Origin of the sequence: Novipirellula caenicola (genome assembly GCF_039545035.1) — a bacterium.
GTDB classification, from domain to species: Bacteria; Planctomycetota; Planctomycetia; order Pirellulales; family Pirellulaceae; genus Novipirellula; species Novipirellula caenicola.
In genome coordinates this window covers 338,452-356,582 of the sequence record NZ_BAABRO010000002.1, presented here as the reverse complement: position 1 = coordinate 356,582, position 18,131 = coordinate 338,452, and the positions used below count along the sequence as shown (strand labels likewise).

The 18,131-nt window shown below is 55.5% G+C and carries 10 protein-coding genes; 5 read left to right on the top strand and 5 right to left on the bottom strand.

The genetic code is table 11. The annotated features are described in order from the left end of the window. Positions 1–868: 868 nt before the first annotated feature. The 3 genes from ABEA92_RS05325 to ABEA92_RS05315 all read right to left on the bottom strand — a co-directional run bounded on the left by ABEA92_RS05325 (position 869) and on the right by ABEA92_RS05315 (position 6,270). Entirely contained in the window at positions 869–2,296 is a 1,428-nt protein-coding gene (locus ABEA92_RS05325) for an aldehyde dehydrogenase family protein (RefSeq protein WP_345682767.1), read from the bottom strand. A gap of 1,445 nt (positions 2,297–3,741) precedes the next feature. Further along, a complete protein-coding gene (locus ABEA92_RS05320) occupies positions 3,742–4,089 on the bottom strand; it encodes a hypothetical protein (protein WP_345682766.1) in 348 nt (115 codons plus the stop codon). Between the two features lie 624 nt (positions 4,090–4,713). Continuing rightward, on the bottom strand, positions 4,714–6,270 hold the full coding sequence (locus ABEA92_RS05315) for a mercuric reductase (protein WP_345682765.1): 1,557 nt from the start codon (positions 6,268–6,270) through the stop codon (positions 4,714–4,716). 359 nt (positions 6,271–6,629) lie between these two features. Here ABEA92_RS05315 and arsS point away from each other — a divergent pair, with 359 nt between their 5' ends. Beyond that, entirely contained in the window at positions 6,630–7,682 is a 1,053-nt protein-coding gene (arsS, locus tag ABEA92_RS05310) for an arsenosugar biosynthesis radical SAM (seleno)protein ArsS (protein WP_345682764.1), read from the top strand. Positions 7,683–7,915: 233 nt separating this feature from the next. Here arsS and ABEA92_RS05305 read toward each other — a convergent pair whose 3' ends face one another. Continuing rightward, positions 7,916–9,175: a cation:proton antiporter gene (locus ABEA92_RS05305; RefSeq protein ID WP_345682763.1), complete on the bottom strand. Its 1,260-nt coding sequence runs from the start codon at positions 9,173–9,175 to the stop codon at positions 7,916–7,918. 269 nt (positions 9,176–9,444) lie between these two features. Between ABEA92_RS05305 and ABEA92_RS05300 the strand changes: the two genes are divergently transcribed. After that, positions 9,445–10,269, top strand: coding sequence for a DUF547 domain-containing protein (locus ABEA92_RS05300; protein WP_345682762.1), 825 nt, complete (start codon positions 9,445–9,447; stop codon positions 10,267–10,269). 1,264 nt (positions 10,270–11,533) lie between these two features. Here ABEA92_RS05300 and ABEA92_RS05295 read toward each other — a convergent pair. Then, entirely contained in the window at positions 11,534–12,613 is a 1,080-nt protein-coding gene (locus tag ABEA92_RS05295; protein WP_345682761.1) for a fatty acid desaturase family protein, read from the bottom strand. A 516-nt stretch (positions 12,614–13,129) separates the two neighbouring features. Between ABEA92_RS05295 and ABEA92_RS05290 the strand changes: the two genes are divergently transcribed. From ABEA92_RS05290 to ABEA92_RS05280, 3 genes are all read left to right on the top strand, one after another. After that, positions 13,130–16,180 carry a CRTAC1 family protein gene (locus ABEA92_RS05290; protein ID WP_345682760.1) on the top strand — a complete coding sequence of 1,017 codons (3,051 nt, stop codon included), beginning with the start codon at positions 13,130–13,132 and terminating at the stop codon, positions 16,178–16,180. 385 nt (positions 16,181–16,565) lie between these two features. After that, positions 16,566–17,771 carry a DUF1559 family PulG-like putative transporter gene (locus tag ABEA92_RS05285; RefSeq protein ID WP_425572397.1) on the top strand — a complete coding sequence of 402 codons (1,206 nt, stop codon included), beginning with the start codon at positions 16,566–16,568 and terminating at the stop codon, positions 17,769–17,771. A gap of 124 nt (positions 17,772–17,895) precedes the next feature. Continuing rightward, entirely contained in the window at positions 17,896–18,069 is a 174-nt protein-coding gene (locus ABEA92_RS05280; protein ID WP_345682759.1) for a hypothetical protein, read from the top strand. Positions 18,070–18,131 lie beyond the last annotated feature (62 nt).

Sequence of the window (18,131 nt, the reverse complement as noted above, 5' to 3'; positions counted from 1 at the left end):
GTTCTTCTTTCAAACGATCGCCCGCGTCACAAAGAGGGCGTCGGACTGGAGTGCAGGCAAAACAATAACGGCAGGTATCTTCGAATGCGAACATCGATGACGAAGTGAATAATCTAGCCACGCTATGGATCAAAGTCAATTTCCGTCCTCTGCCCGAATGTTTGTCGCATCGTTCGTTTCGCCGACGACGTTGTTTCTCATGACGTTGTTTCTCGGTGAGTAATGGCTGCGGCGACCGGTTGGTCCGCCACCGACGTCGAACTTTTGACGTTGGCTTTGCCGGAGGGACGGCGAAACGGCACCTTCCTTACAAACAAAATGTCGATTTTGCTGGCTTCGACCTACTTTGGCACTAGGCTCCGTCTGAAAACCGTAGCGGAAGTCGTCAAGACTTTCGGCAGTATGGCATAACCCATTGGGAAATCGAAATTCTACACGCTTGTTGATTTAGTGAAGTTTCCTGCGGCAAGGGGTGTATGATGGACTTCCTAGTCCGTCAATCATGTATTCGACGGACTAGGAAGTCCGTCGTACGACTAAATCAACAAGCCGTCAACGGCTTTCACCAGCATGGCATCACCCATAGGGAAATCGAAATGCTTCACGAGTTCCGCTACCAAGTTTCTGCCTCGGATGCGTTCTCAGACAGTGCCTAGTACGGTGATTTTTAACGGAGCGGCGCGGTAAATGTCGAACGTTTGACTCTTTGCATTTGGACGGCTTACGCCGCAGACGCGACCCAACTTGATTGAGCAAAGCGTTACGGTCCACGGCGCGGCAAGGCAAATCCCATTTTGATTCAATCCACAGCCCGCTCAAGCCGAGTCGTCGGCGCACCGCCACCGTGGGAGACATCAATCAATGCGGTTTATGAAGGAGTGCGGATGACCAAATTGCGAATTTCGGTCATGTCTTCCATCGCAAACACGATTCCTTCGCGGCCCAGTCCGCTGTCTTTCACGCCGCCGTAGGGCATGTTGTCGACTCGCCACGACGGCACATCGCCGATGACCACGCCGCCCACGTCCAGCGTGTCCCAGGCTTGATGGGCCTTGTACAGATCGCGAGTAAAGACGCCCGCTTGCAACCCGAACCTGCTGTCGTTCACCTCGGCAAGCGCGTCGCTGAAATCACTAAACCGGCTCAGCACAGCCACGGGGCCGAATGCCTCTTCGCTGCAAATCGTCTGATCGGCAGGCACGTTTTCCAGTAGCGTGGCGTCCAACATCGCTCCGTCGCGTTTGCCTCCGCACAACAATTTTCCACCCGCTGCGACCGCTTCGTCGATCCACTGCTGCAGCCGCTCCGCTTCCGCTTCGGAGATCATCGGACCAATGAACGTCTCTTCGGCTTTAGGGTCGCCAGCGACCAGAGCCTTGGTGGCGGTTACCAGCGAATCACGCAGTGAATCAAAGATCGCTTCATGGACAATGATCCGCTGGACCCCAATGCAGCTTTGTCCCGATTGGTAGAACGCACCAAACACAATTCGTTTGACGGCGTCTTCTAAATCCGCGTCGCGGTCGACGACACAGGCGGCATTGCCACCAAGTTCCAATACGACCTTCTTTTTGCCCGCCTTCGATTTCAATGCCCAACCCACCTCCGGTGAACCAGTGAAGCTGAGCATTTTCAAACGGTCATCGGTCGTGAACAAATCGGCTCCGTCACGCGAACAAGGTAGGATCGAAAACGTGCCTTTGGGCAGATCCGTTTCGGCGAGAACCTCGCCGATGATCAACGCCCCAAGCGGTGTGCGGCTGGCCGGTTTCAAAACAAACGGACATCCCACCGCCAATGCAGGGGCGACCTTGTGAGCGGCCAAATTCAATGGAAAGTTAAATGGGCTGATGAAGGAACATGGCCCAATCGGAACGCGTTTCCACATCCCACGATAGCCCGCGGCACGAGCCGAAATTTCCAGATTCATCACCTCGCCGCCGAGCCGTACCGATTCCTCGGCCGCAATTCGAAACGTGTCGATCAGGCGTGTGACTTCGCCACGCGCGTCCCGGATCGGTTTGCCTGCTTCGATGCACAACGACATCGCCAACTCATCGGACCGCTCTTGGAATCGTTTGACACAGTGATTCAAGATGGCTTGACGTTCATAGGGACGCATCGCCGCCAGCGGTCCGGCGGCTTCGACACAGCCGGCAATGCCACGGTCGATCGCATCCGCATTCGCTAGTGCCACCTCGGCGGCAACTTCACCCGAATACTTGTCCAACACTTTCAAGTCGGTATTGGGAGTCAGCGGGTCGTTGGCAAGAAAATAAGGCCATTTGCGTTTCATGATTTTTCTCGAGAGGTAACGGCACACGCAGGTGCATCGGTGGGGAGCATGATGTTGGAATGCAAACGCGAACGGATCAAGTGATCGCCAAACAAATTGATTCGTAAATTGCAGTGGCTTGGAGACGCTACCGCGAGGGGCCAGAGCGATCTCTCCCTGGCCCTGTTCGCCAAGCATGAGAGCCTAGCTTTGTTATACAGGATCCACCGCAAGTGAGTGTCGAGCAATTCGATGCCAATGTCGCCCGACAACGTGATTGTTGTCTTCGCCATTGTCGCACGGCTTTCCAAGCCGTTAGCGTGCGTCGTGGGTAGAGTGCCGGAACGAGAGGTTGGGTGCGCTGTGAATGGGGCGTTCGATGTTGGCGGTTCCAGCTTGGAAAGCTGGCCGACAATGGTGATTCCGCTGGCGGGGCCATTGTCGCACGGCTTTCCAAGCCGTTAGCGGACGTCGTGGATAGAGTGCCGGAACGAGCGGTTGGGTGCGCTGAGAATGAGGCGTTCGATATTGGCGGTTCCAGCTTGGAAAGCTGGCCGACAATGGTGACTCCGCTGGCAGGGCCATTGTCGCACGGCTTTCCAAGCCGTTAGCGTGCGTCGTGGGTAGAGTGCCGGAACGAGCGGTTGGGGCGCTGGGAATGGGGCGTTCGATATTGCCGGTTCCAGCTTGGAAAGCTGGCCGACAATGTGGTGCCGAAACTCTTGGCGAGTTTCGCTATGGGGGCATGACATCGAGATTGCGTGCTTCACCTCCCCGAAACTTGTTTTGGGGAGGTCAGAGCGAGCGGAGCAAGCTCACCGGTGGGGCCTCGGGGTGTTAGAGATAGACGGCTCAATCTAGCTGCCACGTTGCCCTCCCCGGAAAACTCGCATTGGGCTCGTTTTCCGACCCTCCTGTCTTCGCCGGGAGGGTGACAGGGGTGCGAAAAGATTGAAAAAGTCAAATTGAAAAATGAGGGTGCGCATCATTGTCGCACGGCTTTCCAAGCCGTTAGCGTGCGTCTTGGGTAGAGTGCCGGAACGAGAGGTTGAGTGCGCTGAGAATGGGTGTTCGATGTCGGCGGTTCCAGCTTGGAAAGCTGGCCGACAATAGTGACTACGCTTGCAGGTCCATTGTCGCACGGCTTTCCAAGCCGTTAGCGCGCGTCGTGAGTAGAGTGCCGGAACGAGAGCTTGGGTGCGCTGAGAATGGGGCGTTCGATATTGGCGGTTCCAGCTTGGAAAGCTGGCCGACAATAGTGACTCGGCTGGCAGGGCTATTGTCGCACGGCTTTCCAAGCCGTTAGCGTGCCCGAGCGATTGACCGTCGCAGCAAAGGTCACCACATCCAACGAAAAGAACCTTCGCAACTTATAGATCAAGCTCGCGGCACTAGCCGACAGCGGTTTTAGAGGAGGTCAATCCCAGCAGAAGATATTCCCGAGTGATCACAAATCCTTCAGCAACCTATTTCAGATCGGTCAGCGTCAGCGGACCGAGTGTCAAATCGGATCGCTGGACCATCGCGTCCACAATGATCGGATTGAGGTCACAGTCCGTTGCGACGACCGAACGCAAGTAATAATAGCCCGTTCCCGAATCACGGGTTTGCATCTCGTAGATCGCCAACACGGCCGGGGGATGATGCTCCGGCAATCGCAGCAAACGCCTTAACAACCTCAGCGAACTCACTGGTTGGTCTGCTGCGGTCGTTTTGATGGCAACAAAGGGCTTCATTGGGACCGCCACCCCATCGATGTGCCCGTCGATCGGTCCGCCGAAAAATTCGACCGCTCGCAAATAGTTGGTAGACATCAGCTCATCCCCTCATGACAGTTTGCATGCCTTCGATAAGTGCAATCGATGTGCCATTCATTTGAGTTAGCAAAAGCTAAATAAAGGCCCCGTTTGATCACCCGTTCCGGTTTGCTCGCGCTATCAATGCGGACGCCGTTGACGTCGGATCGACGTGAGCAGGCGAAGGAATTTTTGCCCACAGATCACGCGTCCTGTGTCATATTCGCACATCCATCATCGCCGTCTCGATCCACCCCATCTCTTCAGCAACCACGCCGGGTCGAAGTTGATGGCATTGCACGCTGGGACGTTGTTGGAGCGTCGTGGCAATGTCGGCTTCGCAGAGTGGACATCTTTGTCGTTGATACACGGCGAACGATGCCGTTAACGCGACATCGCAACCATTAAACGGTCTACTAACCGTGAGCAACGACGATCAGCAACAGGGACGATCCGCAACAGTGCTCTCTTCTTGCTCGGAACGTCTTGAAGTATATCTGCTCGGATGTAAGCGATGGTGATGAATTTCTGGGGCCCGTCGAGAAAAAAGGGAAAATATTTTCGCGGCGGCTTTGCGTTGTGTCGTGGCAGCACAGGCCGAGGGCGACCGTATCGTCCCATGACGATCTTGCCGCATTCCTTCTAGTTGCCGACATTCCATCGAAGCAGCATCGCGAGCATTTTTTTACTCCAAGGCGTCAATCGTGTACGGCTGAATTGGTCCCCTAGTTTCCGAATCGCCTCGGCCTGCGTTGGATACGGGTGAATTGCGGATCCGATTTTGGACAGCCCGATTCCCGCCGTCATCGCCAACGTGATTTCAGAAATCATGTCTCCCGCATTCTCCGCGACGATTGTCGCGCCGACAATCTTGTCGGTTCCTTTCTTGGTCAACACCTTCACAAATCCGTCGTCGTGGCCCTCCAAGATAGCGCGGTCGACGTCGCGGAGCGGCTGAACATAGGTATCGATTTCAATCCCCGCCTCGGCCGCGTCCTTTTCGTACATCCCGACATGTGCCACCTCGGGCGACGTGTAGGTGGCCCAAGGAATGACCAAGTCACTCGCCTTCTTTTTTCCAAATGGCCCGACCGCGAACAACGCGTTTTGAATCACGATTCTGGCTTGAAAATCCGCCGCGTGCGTAAACTTGTATATCGAGCAAATGTCGCCAGCGGCGTAGATGCGAGGGTTGGTCGTTTGCAGATGATCGTTCACCTCGACTCCCGTTTCGTCATATCGGACACCAACCGCTTCCAAATTCAGTCCCTCGGTATTCGGCGCACGTCCCACTGCAACCAACAATTGATCGACGACCACCTCTTTGGCTTCGCCCTTTTGCGTGACCTGAACCCGAATGCCGCCATCGGCTTCCGGCCTGAGTTTCATATCGACAGCGTCCAAGAACAGATTGATGCCATCATGTTCAAAATGGTTTTGCACCACTGCGGCTGCATCGGAATCCTCGCGAGGAAGCAGGTGAGGTCCCCGTTCAAACAAAAACACCTCGCTGCCCAAGCGAGCGAACGTTTGAGCCATCTCGCTTCCGATCGGGCCACTGCCAACGATGCCAAAGCGTTGAGGTAATTCCGTCAGCGAAAACAAATTTTCGTTCGTCAGATACGACACCGTATCGAGTCCCGGGATCGGCGGCGCCGACGCACGAGCCCCTGAGGCGATCACCGCCTTTTTGAATTTCAACTCACTCGCCGATCCGTCCTCACGCGTCACACGGAGCGTGCTGTCGTTGACGAACGAACCTTTGCCAAAAAAGACATCGATGCCCATCTCTGAAAATCGCTTCGCTGAATCATTGGGGCTGATCTTCGACCGCAACCGCCGCATCCGCTGCATCGCCATTCCGAAATCCACCTCGACGCCCTGCGGAACATGCACGCCGTAGGGTTCGGCATCACGAACCGACGCGGCCGCTCGCGCCGCACGGATGATCCCCTTCGACGGCACGCAGCCGACATTCAAGCAATCGCCCCCCATCAATTCTCGTTCGACGAGTGCGACGCGAGTCCCCAAGCCCGCAGCACCCGCGGCGGTCACCAGTCCTGCGGTCCCTGCGCCGACGACCACCAAGTGGTATTCGCCGCTCGGTTTCGGATTGACCCAACCAGGCGGATGAACGTGGGCTTCGAGCGACTGGTTGTGCTCGTCGTAGGGTTGCAGTTGAATCAGTGTCGATGACATTGATGATTTGCTTTTGGTGGAAGTGGGTTTGTTGATAAGTTCGCTATTCGTCGACATGCGTTTGACCTATTCTGATAGTTGTAGCGTACGAGTTTGATCGCAGTGCGGTCCGTGCCAATGTCAACTACAAAGGCCAATGTCCGCTACAAAGGGGGACGCCGTGATCGCCAACACCTTACAAGAAAGATAAATGAGCGGCCCTTTTCGCTCTCCGTCAAAGAATTCGCTGTATTTCGAATTTTGGATGTAAGGAATCACTCGTCACGGCGTCGTTGTCACAACAGAGAGTCGGTAGCGTGTTCGGATGCCGCTGCCACACTGATTATTTTTCGTCGTTTATAAAAGTTCGTTGACTGCTCATGCCGCTACCCAAAACATCGCTGCAACATCGTGGTAACCCCCTGGCCAACCCTTCGGAGCAATTGGTTGTGCTGATGCCGCCGCGTGGTACCGAAAAATTCGCAGCGAAGCTCAGTGAATCCGGAGTCGAGCGGCTCGCCAGTGATCGCATCGATATCTTGCAAGTCAATATCGGAAAGCTTTGCAACATGACTTGCAGCCATTGTCATGTCGATGCCGGCCCGGATCGTCGCGAAAACATGACTCGCGAAACGGTCGATGCGTGTATCGCCGCTTTGCGAGATCATCCTCAAATCGGAACCCTCGATTTGACCGGCGGTGCGCCGGAAATGAATCCAAATTTCAAGTACTTTGTCCGACATGCAAGATCGCTCGGCCGGCACGTGATCGATCGCTGCAACTTGACCATCCTGTTGGCCAAAGGGTTTGAAGACCTGCCCGGATTCTTGGCAGAGCATCAAGTCGAAATTGTCGCCTCGCTGCCCTGTTATCTCGAAGAAAACACCGATGCGCAGCGTGGCGACGGAGCGTTCTCGAAGTCAGTCCAAGCACTAAAACGACTCAACGATCTTGGCTATGGGCACCCCGGCAGCGGGCTGATGCTGACGTTGGTCTATAACCCGGTCGGAGCAAGTTTGCCGCCCGACCAGCAATCACTCGAGTCGGCCTACCGAAAAGAGCTCGACGCTCGCTTTGGAATTCAGTTCAACCGTTTGTTCACGATTACGAACATGCCCGTCAGTCGTTATTTGGAATACCTGGTACAAACGAACGAGTTTGACACCTACATGCAGAAGCTTGTTGACGCCTACAACCCCGCGTCGATTGACGGCTTGATGTGCCGCAATACACTTTCGGTCGGCTGGGATGGTCGGTTGTTCGATTGCGATTTCAATCAGATGTTGGATTTGCAAGTCGACAACGGCAACCCGACTCACATCCAAGACTTTGACTACGACGCACTTTCCAAACGCCAGATCATTGTCGGCCAACATTGTTTCGGCTGCACTGCCGGTGCCGGATCGGGCTGTCAAGGCGCGATCGCCAAATAGCCCCCCTGCCCTTCCCCGCAGCGGAATCTCGACCACTCATTTTCCTGCGGTGCTGGCCCAATGCCGTCTACTTTCGCACTAAACATGTGGTTTTGGTAGCGGCGCGGCGCGAGCCGCCCGGTCAAAATCGAACGTTTTACTGGCCGCAACGGACGGAGCCCCACGCCGCAAAACGCTACCCAAAGTAGATGGCATTGGGCGCCGGCCCGACTCTCTCACTGCCTGCATTCGACTCACGCTACACGATGTCGCAGCGGATGTTCGGTTACCTCGTGGTGCTCGAATCGTTCCTGATGCGCTTCGGCTTGAATGATTCGGCTGTACAATGCGGCGCCAGGCAGCGAGGTCATTCCGTGAACCACGACGCTGCAGGTCGCAGTCAAAATTGCCACGTTGAACAGCGACTCGCCATGAGGAAACGAATTTTTGCTGGTGACTAACAAGGCAAAGATTACTGACGCCAACCCTCGTGGTCCAAACCAGCCCATAAACAGCACCGTTGATGGATGCACCTTGGTTCCGATCAACGAGATCGCGACGGGGATCATCCGAATCGCCGTCAAGCTAAGAATCGCATATAGCCAATCGCTCCATCCCGCCGATTGAAACGCGGGCACGACCAAGACGGCACCGAACAGCATGAAGGTGACAAGCGAAAGCAGTTGTCCTTCGGTGTCAGCAAAATCTTGAATCACCGGCTTGACCGATTGCGTCATCGATGCGATTGCGAGCCCTGCGGTAAACGCTGCGATAAACGCATTGCCATCCACGACGGTCGCGATACTCCATGCCAAGATTGCCAGGGCGATTCCGGATAGTTGCATGAACGTGTCCATGACCCAGCCTTTCGCCGCAGCAAAATCGAGCAACTTGCCTCCGATCGCTCCCACTGCCACTCCCACCACAGGGCCTAGCGTTACCTGTTTCGCCCAAAAGAAAACCCAGTGAGTGACCGAATCGGATGCCGGGGTGTTGGCCGCCAGAGATGCAAACAACAACACTATGGGGACGGCAATCCCATCGTTCAGCCCGCTTTCGACATTCAACGCCTGGCGAATTCGTTGCGGTACGCGAGAACTGCTGACGACGGCTTGGCCGAGTGCCGCATCGGTCGGAGCTAAAATCGCAGCCAACAACGCCCCCTCCCACACCGTCAACTCAGGGAAAATCCACCAGGCGGCAAGCGTACCCAACGCAATCGTCAACGGCATGCCAATGCCGAGCAAGCGAACGGGGTATCCAAGCTCGCGAGTCAACACACGCGCGTCGATCCGCGACGCATCGGTAAACAACAAGATCACCAGCGTCAGTTCGGCCACCTTTTCGATCAGTTTTGCCAGATCCAGTTCCACCGACGATGTCAAGATCTCCGACAGTAAGACTCCGGCGGCGACAAAGCAGAGCGGGGCGGTCAACAGTGTTTTGGGGATCACGGCTGAGATCATCGCGTAAGCCAGTACCACAAACGCCGACACCAGTAGCAATGGTTCCATGAAAGGGTCTTGTGCGAGGAACGAAGAAGGCCGCGTGAATGCAAATGCTACCAAGGACCAGGTGGCTTTAGGAATCCACGGACGATTAGCCGCTTAGGCGAACGCCGTGAAGCATTTTCTCGTAGCTGCCTTCGCCAGAAGGCGGTGATTCGCTTGCGGCGAACGAAAACTCGCAAAAAATTTTGTAAGGCAACGGTCCTGTTTTCGTCTGCGGTGTGTATAAACACCGCAACTCTCTGTTTTTATTCACGGACGACAAAGGAAACCTCATGGTCCATCCACACGCCAAAACGCTTGCCGTCGCATTATTCGTCACCCTGATCGGTGGGTTGAAGGGGTATGCCGCTTCGCCGATCTACGTTGGAACCCAGGTTTCATCGCACTTGTCGATGGATCGCATCGATCACTCTCACTGGAACTTGTTGCTTCGCAAGTACGTCGATGGCAACGGCATGGTGAATTACAAAGCACTCAAGGCGTCCGGTAATGACGTGCAGATGCTGAACCGGTACTTGAAACAATTGTCGGTTGCCGGCGTGACCACTCCCGCGTCAAAGGATGCAACCTTGGCGTTTTGGATCAATGCCTACAACGCATTGACCGTCCACGGGATCTTACGCGAGTATCCGACGACCAGTATTCGCAACCACACGGCCAAATTGTGGGGGTACAACTTGTGGAAAGATCTGCAGTTGTACGTCGGAGGAAAACCGTACTCGCTCGAGCAAATCGAACATGAAGTGCTGCGAAAGATGGATGAGCCACGCATTCATTTTGCCATCGTGTGTGCCTCGATGGGCTGTCCGCGACTGCTAAACGAAGCGTACGTTGCCGATCGAGTCCAACAGCAATTGGAACTCAATACAAAAGATTTCTTTGCCCGCACCCAAAACTTTCAATACGATGCCGATCGAGGCGAGATGGAGCTATCGGCAATCCTGAGTTGGTTTAGCGAAGATTTTGGCAAGAACCAAGTGGCAGCATTGCAGCGAATCGCTCCCTGGTTGCCAACCGAAGAGGCTCGCGATGCGGCGCTGCAAAACACAACCACGGTCGGCTACCTGGAATACGACTGGAACCTCAACGCCCAATAGCACGTTCCCCCGTAGCGAAACTTGTCAAAAGTTTCGGCCGTCAATGTCGGCCAGCTTTCCAAGCTGGAACCGTTAACGATGTCACCCGCCCGGCGCAGCGGGGAGGGTCGGAAAACGAGCCCCCAGCGAGTTTTCCGGGGAGGGCACCGTGGCGGCTAGATTGAGCCGTCTATTTGCAACACCCCGAGGCCCCCCAGAGCTTGCTCCGCTCGCTCTGACCTCCCCAAAACAAGTTTCGGGGAGGTGAACACGCAATCTCGATGTCATGCCCCCGTAGCGAAACTTGCCAAAAGTTTCGTCACCCCATTGTCGGCCAGCTTTCCAAGCTGGAACCGCCAGCGTCGAACTCGCAATTCTCAGTGCACCCGATTCTCTCGCTCCAACAATCCAACCACGCCCCACGCCATCGGCTTGGAAAGCCGAGCGACAATGGTGCACACCTTCATTTTTCAATTTACAATCTTCAATTTAACTTTTTCAATCCTTCCGCCGAATTCACCCGCCCAGCGCAGCGGGGAGGGTCGGAAAACGAGCCCCCAGCGAGTTTTCCGGGGAGGGCACCGTGGCAGCTAGATTGAACCTTCTCTCTCTAACACACCGAGGCCCCACCGGTGAGCTTGCTCCACTCGCTCTAACCTCCCCAAAACAAGTTCCGGGGAGGTGAAGCACGCAATCTCGATGTCATGCTCTCCGTAGCGGAACTTGTCAAAAGTTTCGTCGCCACATTGTCGGCCAGCTTTCCAAGCTGGTACCGCCACCGTCGAACGCTCCATTCTCAGTGCACCCGATTTTCTCGCTCCAACGATATACCCACGCCGCCCGCAATCGGCTTGGAAAGCCGAGCGACAATGCTCCCCGTAGCGAAACTTGTCAAAAGTTTCGGCACCAGATTGTCGACCAGCTTTCCAAGCTGGTACCGCCGGCGTCGAACTCGCAATTCTCAGTGCCCCCGATTCTCGCGTTTCAAAAATCCAATCACGCCGCCCGCAATCGGCTTAGAAAGCCGAGCGACAATGCTCTCCGTAGCGGAACTTGTCAAAAGTTTCGTCGCCACATTGTCGGCCAGCTTTCCAAGCTGGTACCGCCAATGTCGAACGCTCCATTCTCAGCGCCCCCGATTCTCTCGATCCGCCAATCCAACCACCCCGCCCGCAATCGGCTTGGAAAGCCGAGCGACAATATCTCGCCACCGCGAAACTCGCGGCTCCCCAAATACTCTCGTACGCTCACGGTTCACCACTCCACCGTTGCCCGTCAGGGCATACTAAGAAGCCGTTTTGCTTAGCACGCTGCTGCGTCTACCGTCGGCCACGGCGGAATGCCGAGCCGAATTTGCAACAAGCTCGCGAATCACCGAGAACCAACTCGGGTAGACGGTGTCGCGGTACGGCGAATCACTCGGCAGCGATTGCATTAATCGGCGATGCGCGATGCCGAGATTGTGATAGGGCATCCGGGGGAACAAATGGTGTAGTCCGTGGTATCGCATCCCCAATGGGAACAGCAACTCGGTAAATACCGGCACCCCCGTGATGTTGGTGGAATCAAAAACTTGCGTCTCGTGCGACACCGCGTGTCCATCGTTCAGATAGCGGTGAGCCGCCAAGGTGCGAAGGTGATTGAGTCCCAACGACAGTGCCGCCAGTGCATACAAAAGCGGCACGCGACTCCAATCGTTCACACCGACGATACAAAGCACGAAAATCGCCCATGCCCGCGCGCTGCATGCCAAATCCATCCATGCCCAGGCTCGCAACGGCGCGGTGGCGGAAATCCGTCTGCGATAACGAAAATCGATCACAAAGGAAGAAGCACGCTCGAGCGTCCACCGTCGCAAACGAGGATGTAGAAACGTAAGCGGAGCCAGCAGAAAACGTACGGTGACGAAGATAGGCTGCAATAATATCTGTATTAGAAAGGTTGCAATGTCACGCAGCGGCCCCGTACCAAGTGGTAAATACTCGCCGTCCTGGTCAGTACCATAATGACGCGCGTTATGATGATCATTGTGGCTTTCGTAAAAGAATGACGGCGTCAGCATCGGGATTCCCGCCAACAAATCCCACACGATCCGAAAACGACGCATCTCCCCGGAGCGGAAGTGGACAATTTCGTGCATGAACGAGGCAACGCGGTAGAGCGCGACTGCGGCGATCGGCCAACAAATCCACTGCTGCAGCGAAAACAGCGGCGATTGCAAGTAAATGGCGGCAAATCCATAAGCAACCAGCAAACTCAGTAAAAAGTCGAGCCAATACAGTCTCGGTTTGGGCTGAAACAGGTCGGCGACGATCGGACGAGCTTGGACGGGAAACGAAGAGTGAGTGGAACGTGGTGCGGTCATCAGTCGTGGTGCGAAATTCGTGGTGTTGGCCATAACATGATCATGAACAACCCTTGGCGATCGAGAGCGTGACCGCTGGCTCAAGCCATCAGCGAAGCTTCCCCATTCAGCCCAGGTTGAACGTGGAAACGCTAGCACATCATGTTCCAGAAACTAGAATCTTGTGGCATGGTCGCACAAAATTATATGTTTTACGGGTGGTGCGGACGGGGCGAGGTTACCTCGCAGGCGGGTGTTTGCGAGCGGGGGGTACAAGGGGGAGTTCGTCCGCCCGACTTCGCCTGCGCCCGAGTTGGCCTGCGCCCGAGGGAGGGGGCGTGACGCGATGGAGAATGGGAAGGACCCCGGCCGCTGACGCGTTGCACCCGCTGTGGATGGAAACGGATTCGCATTGGCCGTATCATTTTTGACGAGCCGATTGGCAAACCCGACCGCGACTCCGCTTGATCCACGCTCCTTCATTCCGCTCTCCCACCCACCAAAACCAATCCCTTGCAATCGAAACGATCAACATCGATGCGTCCTCGCTGGCTCGCTGCTTTGACGGTGTTGACCACTGTCGCTGCCGGAATCGCAGGATGCCAACCGCAACCGTCGCCACAGACCGCATCGAGCCAGCAAGAATCTCAATCAACAGCGGCACGTCAATCCACACCGCTGGATGCGATGCAAGACGCCAAGAGAGCCGGGGATTTGCAGCTTGCTTGGTCGTTGTCGAAACCGGTGCTGTTAGCCTATCCCGAGGATCCCAAAATCATTACGGAGGTCGCACAACTCGCGTTTGAAAATGGTTTGAAACACGAGTCGGCGGATCTGCTTGTCGAGGCCGTACGTGCCAACGACCATGCCGATTTCGCCTACGTGCAGCGAGCGGTCATCGGTTTAATCGCAGTCGGCCGCATGTTTGACGCTATCGATCTATTGAACGCGGCACTCACGCGGCACCCTCAACAACATCCGTCGCGACGAATGCTGTTCGGTTTTCTTCGCGGCGCAGGAAACAACAACGCCGCCGTTTCACACGCTCGGCGACTGATACTTGACCGCCAAATCGAATTCGAATTTCTCTTGGCACTCGGCGACGCGGGAGAACACAAGCTCGAAACGGATTCGATGCAGCAAATGGTGGCTCGCTTTCCCGCCGACCAGCGTCCGCTGATGGCGGTCGCGAAAACGCTCGTTGACCAGACCGAATACGCCGCAGCGGAATCGATGCTGCAGTCCATCGTCAAACAGCACCCCGAATACCTTCCCGCTCAAATGCTGCTCGGACGCGTTTTGGTTGAACGTGGATCGTGGGCCGCTCTTGAAACTTGGTCACAAGAACTTTCCGGCGATTACGAATCCGATTGGTCCTATTGGCTTGTGCTCGGCGATTGGGCATACGAGCGAGCCGAGGTAGCGATGGCAGTGCGAGCGTACGCAGAGTCGATTCAGCGAAACCCGGACGTCCTGCAGGGGTGGACAAAGCTTAACGTCGCGCTGAATGAACTGTCTGCAATCGATGCGGCGAGCTACGAGGGTTTGGGGTGGGACAATTCGGTGCAAGATTGGATCGAAGATCGCGTGAGGCGACTTGCAACGCTGGAACAATTGCGAGAACAGTTCAATCCGCAACGTCCCGATGCCGTCATCCAAATTGTCGAGATTGCCTCAACTCTACGCGAACTTGGACGCTTGTGGGAAGCCGAAGCATGGGCCGCGATCGGCATGACCTTGCCAAATGGATCGAAGGATCGTTTGGCGGAAACGCGAGCCTCGATATTGCGGTTGCTTCGCAAGGACACGCCATGGCAATCGCTTGCAAAGCAACCCGTCTTGAACCTCGGTCTTTCAAATTTGCCCGCGCCTTCGTTTTTGAAACACGTCGACCGCGATGCCGCCCACAGCCATGTCGCGAAGGTGCAAAACGACGAAGCGTTTGCGGTATCGGCGACACCGAAATTGAGCGATGTTGCCGGCAATGTAGGGCTGACCTTCTTCGGTCGCACTCGCGACGATCTCGACAAGCCAGGGATACCGCTGTACGCAACGCTCGGATGCGGTGGTGGCACCCTTGACTATGACCTTGACGGCTGGCCCGATCTGATGCTGATGGCCGCCGGAGGGACACCGCCGCAACTCGACAGTCAGCCCAATGCATTGTTTCGAAACATAGGCGGTCGCTTTATCGACATGACGCAAACATCGGACGCTGTCGATACGGGATTTGGCCAAGGGGTTGCCGTCGGAGACATCAACGAAGACGGTTTTCCCGATGTCCTACTGCTCAACTACGGCGTCAACCGCGTGTTGGCAAACCAAGGCGATGGCACGTTTCGAGACATCAGCGACGAATTGTTTACCGATCGGAAATCGCAGTGGTCCACCAGCGGAGCGATTGCGGATCTCGACCTTGACGGACTTGCCGACATGATGGTCGTGAATTATTGCGACGGATTCGATGCGGTCACCCAGTTGTGCGAACAACCGCAAACGGGGTTATCGCGATCGTGTGCACCCACCCATTTTCCCGCCGCGGCCGACGTGGTCTACAAGTCCAACCCGCAAGGCAAATTGGTGGATGTGACTTCGAAGTGGCAGTCGACACCAAGCATGCTCGGACGAGGACTCGGTATTGTCGTCGGGGCCCTTGATGCCGCCGATGGCACCGATGTGCTGGTGGCAAACGATATGACCTACAACCACTTTTACGACTTCACCGCCACTGACCCTCCGCAGTTCTCCGAGTCGGCTTCGCTGCGAGGGCTTGCCGGCGATGCTCGAGGAAACCCTCAAGGATCGATGGGGATTGCGGTTGCGGATTTTGATCAAGATCAAAAAGTCGATCTGTACGTGACAAATTTCGAACAAGAATACAACACGTATTACCAACAACGCAGCAATCACACATGGATCGACACTACCGCGAAACGCAACCTCACGCAGCAGTCGCTTCCGTTGGTCGGGTTTGGTAGCCAAGCGATTGATTTTGATAACGATGGACAACAAGAATTGATCGTTACCAACGGACACATTGATTTTCCGCCGCCTGACACAAAGCTCGACTATTACCAACCGCTGCAGATTTTTCGTTTGCGCTCGGCGAATCAGTTCGAAAGCGTGGCTTTGCCCGAGCAAGATTCGTATGGTGCTTCGCTGCATGCGGGAAGAGCATTGTGGACGCTCGATTTCGACCGAGATGGACAACGTGACGTGGTCATCACCCATCAAACCGAACCCGTCGCGCTGTTGAAAAACGAGACCGGGACGCGACATCACTGGATTGCCGTGCAGTTGCGTGGCACCCGAGATTCTCGCGATGCGATCGGTTCGGTCATTCAAATTCGTCACGGCGACCAACAGCAAACTGCGGCTCTGACCGCGGGTGACGGATATTTATGTAGCAACGAGCGAGCGTCCTGGTTCGGATTGGCCGACGGCAGTTTGCCGATCGAGCTACAGGTCAGCTGGCCCGATGGTTCCCAGCAAACACATTCGCTTGACCAATACGATTGCCATTGGCTGATCGTCCAAGCTCAATCCGCCACGCGGTTGCCAAAATCCCGCTCCGGTGAAGGCGATTAAGCAATCTTGGTCGTCGATTCGCAGCACGTTCCTTTGGGGGTGAACAGAGGTCTGCTGGGGTGGTGACGCGAACGACGCGGATGACGAAGACGGTTGATTTTTGAGGGTCAATCCTTGACGATCGCGGAGTCCGCTTCTAGACTGCGATTCAAATCCGCGTTAACAGTCCCTAACGGTGGCATCACACCAATAACGCGGTCCCCTCCCCCACTTTCCCACCACCCTTCATCCCCCCTCCCCATAATGACGGCCGCAGTGCGGTTGCCTGGAAGACCAAGGCAGCGGCTTTGTCGGCGTTTTCCGCCTCTGCGGGCTCTTTTATTTAACAAGCGGTCGTTTCGATTGACGCCCTCTTTTTTTAACCCAAAGTCTATGGAGTTTTCTGATGATGTTGTTTCGTCGCAACCGATCCGCGTTTACGCTGGTCGAGTTGCTCGTGGTCATTGCGATCATTGGCGTGCTTGTTGGGCTATTGTTGCCGGCGGTCCAGGCGGCTCGCGAAGCGGCGCGGCGTATGAGCTGCAGCAATAATTTCAAGCAGCTTGGACTCGCGATCCACAACTATCACTCGGCATACAACCAATTGCCGATCCATGGGGCGGGAACGTACGACCCCACCGTCAACGGCGGTGACACCAGTTGGTGGCGTGCTTCGAATAAAGCGAACCAGTACAACCTTAGTTGCATGGTGGGATTGTTGCCGTTCATGGAGCAACAAGCCCTCTGGGAAGTCATTTCCAATCCCAACGACTACAACAACGATGGCACGGTGGATTATCAAGCGATGGGGCCAAGTCCGAACACGGCCAACTACGCTCCCTGGGCCACCGAAATCGCCGGACTTCGTTGTCCGAGTGACCCAGGCACCGGGTTGCCAGCGTTAGGACGAACCAATTACGCAGCGTCGCACGGCGACTCGGCTGACAATCTTTGGTTGGGAACGCTCAATGGCACCTTGCAGCCAAATGATTCCGCACGATTGCAGGCTTCGCGGGCCGCGGATCGCGGTGTTTTTGTGTTGCATGGTAAAACCGGGTTTCGTGATGTGCTTGACGGCACCGCCAATACGATTTGTATGGGAGAAATTGCTACCGATCTTGGCGACAAAGATGTCCGAACGATCTCTCCGAGCGGCGTCAACAAAGGCAATCTAGCATCAACGAATCCGTTGTATTGCCGGCAACAGCCCAATTGGATCGATCCGGCACGTCCTAAATTCTGGCTGTCGGTTCCTGGGCCGACCAGTGCTGTCAATGGACGCGGCTACGTGTGGGCTAGTGCTCACACCGCGATGAGCGCGTTCAATACGATCCTGCCGCCCAACTCGGAACTTTGTGTCACCCAGAACTACCAAGACATGAACATCGCTCCGCCATCGAGTCGTCACCAAGGCGGTTGCCATGTGTTGATGACCGATGGTGCGGTCAAGTTCATCACCGATTCGATCGAAGCTGGAAATTCGTCCAATCCGGTGGTATTCCAAGGAGGCACTGCGGCGAACAACAATCAACCTGGCGCCAAGAGTCCGTATGGGCTGTGGGGATCGCTCGGAACACGTGCTTCGAGAGAGACGATCAGTACGGAGTTCTAAGCACGCTTTAGTGAACTCGTTTTTACAGCTTGTGTCTGCCGCGGTGGAAGACGCAAGCGATTGTGATCGCGTGAGTCGTCACAATCATTTTTGACTCATTATCTCCTGATAGGATTCGACGAAGATGGATAGGTTTGCTTTGGCGTTTTTGCTTTTGCCGATGACGCTGACAGGTTGTGACTCGAAAGAAACCGGTGCCGTGATCGATACCACGGATGCCGACAAGGTGGCCGAGTACCAACGATTGGTAGAGGAGTCTGAAAAGCAAATGGAAGAGGCTGCTTCGAACAACAAATAATCGTATTGCGATCAACGTCGGGCCTTCGGACCACTGCGAGCAGCATGGGTTCGGACGGCCCG

Bases quoted from the DNA above. Each gene is read 5' to 3' on its own strand.
- ABEA92_RS05315 (WP_345682765.1), bottom strand. From the start codon at position 6,270: ATGTCATCGACACTGATTCAACTGCAACCCTACGACGAGCACAACCAG.
- ABEA92_RS05300 (WP_345682762.1), top strand. From the start codon at position 9,445: ATGGTCCATCCACACGCCAAAACGCTTGCCGTCGCATTATTCGTCACC.
- ABEA92_RS05290 (WP_345682760.1), top strand. From the start codon at position 13,130: ATGCGTCCTCGCTGGCTCGCTGCTTTGACGGTGTTGACCACTGTCGCT.
- ABEA92_RS05280 (WP_345682759.1), top strand. From the start codon at position 17,896: ATGGATAGGTTTGCTTTGGCGTTTTTGCTTTTGCCGATGACGCTGACA.
- ABEA92_RS05285 (WP_425572397.1), top strand. From the start codon at position 16,566: ATGATGTTGTTTCGTCGCAACCGATCCGCGTTTACGCTGGTCGAGTTG.
- ABEA92_RS05305 (WP_345682763.1), bottom strand. From the start codon at position 9,175: ATGGAACCATTGCTACTGGTGTCGGCGTTTGTGGTACTGGCTTACGCG.
- ABEA92_RS05320 (WP_345682766.1), bottom strand. From the start codon at position 4,089: ATGTCTACCAACTATTTGCGAGCGGTCGAATTTTTCGGCGGACCGATC.
- ABEA92_RS05325 (WP_345682767.1), bottom strand. From the start codon at position 2,296: ATGAAACGCAAATGGCCTTATTTTCTTGCCAACGACCCGCTGACTCCC.
- arsS (WP_345682764.1), top strand. From the start codon at position 6,630: ATGCCGCTACCCAAAACATCGCTGCAACATCGTGGTAACCCCCTGGCC.
- ABEA92_RS05295 (WP_345682761.1), bottom strand. From the start codon at position 12,613: ATGACCGCACCACGTTCCACTCACTCTTCGTTTCCCGTCCAAGCTCGT.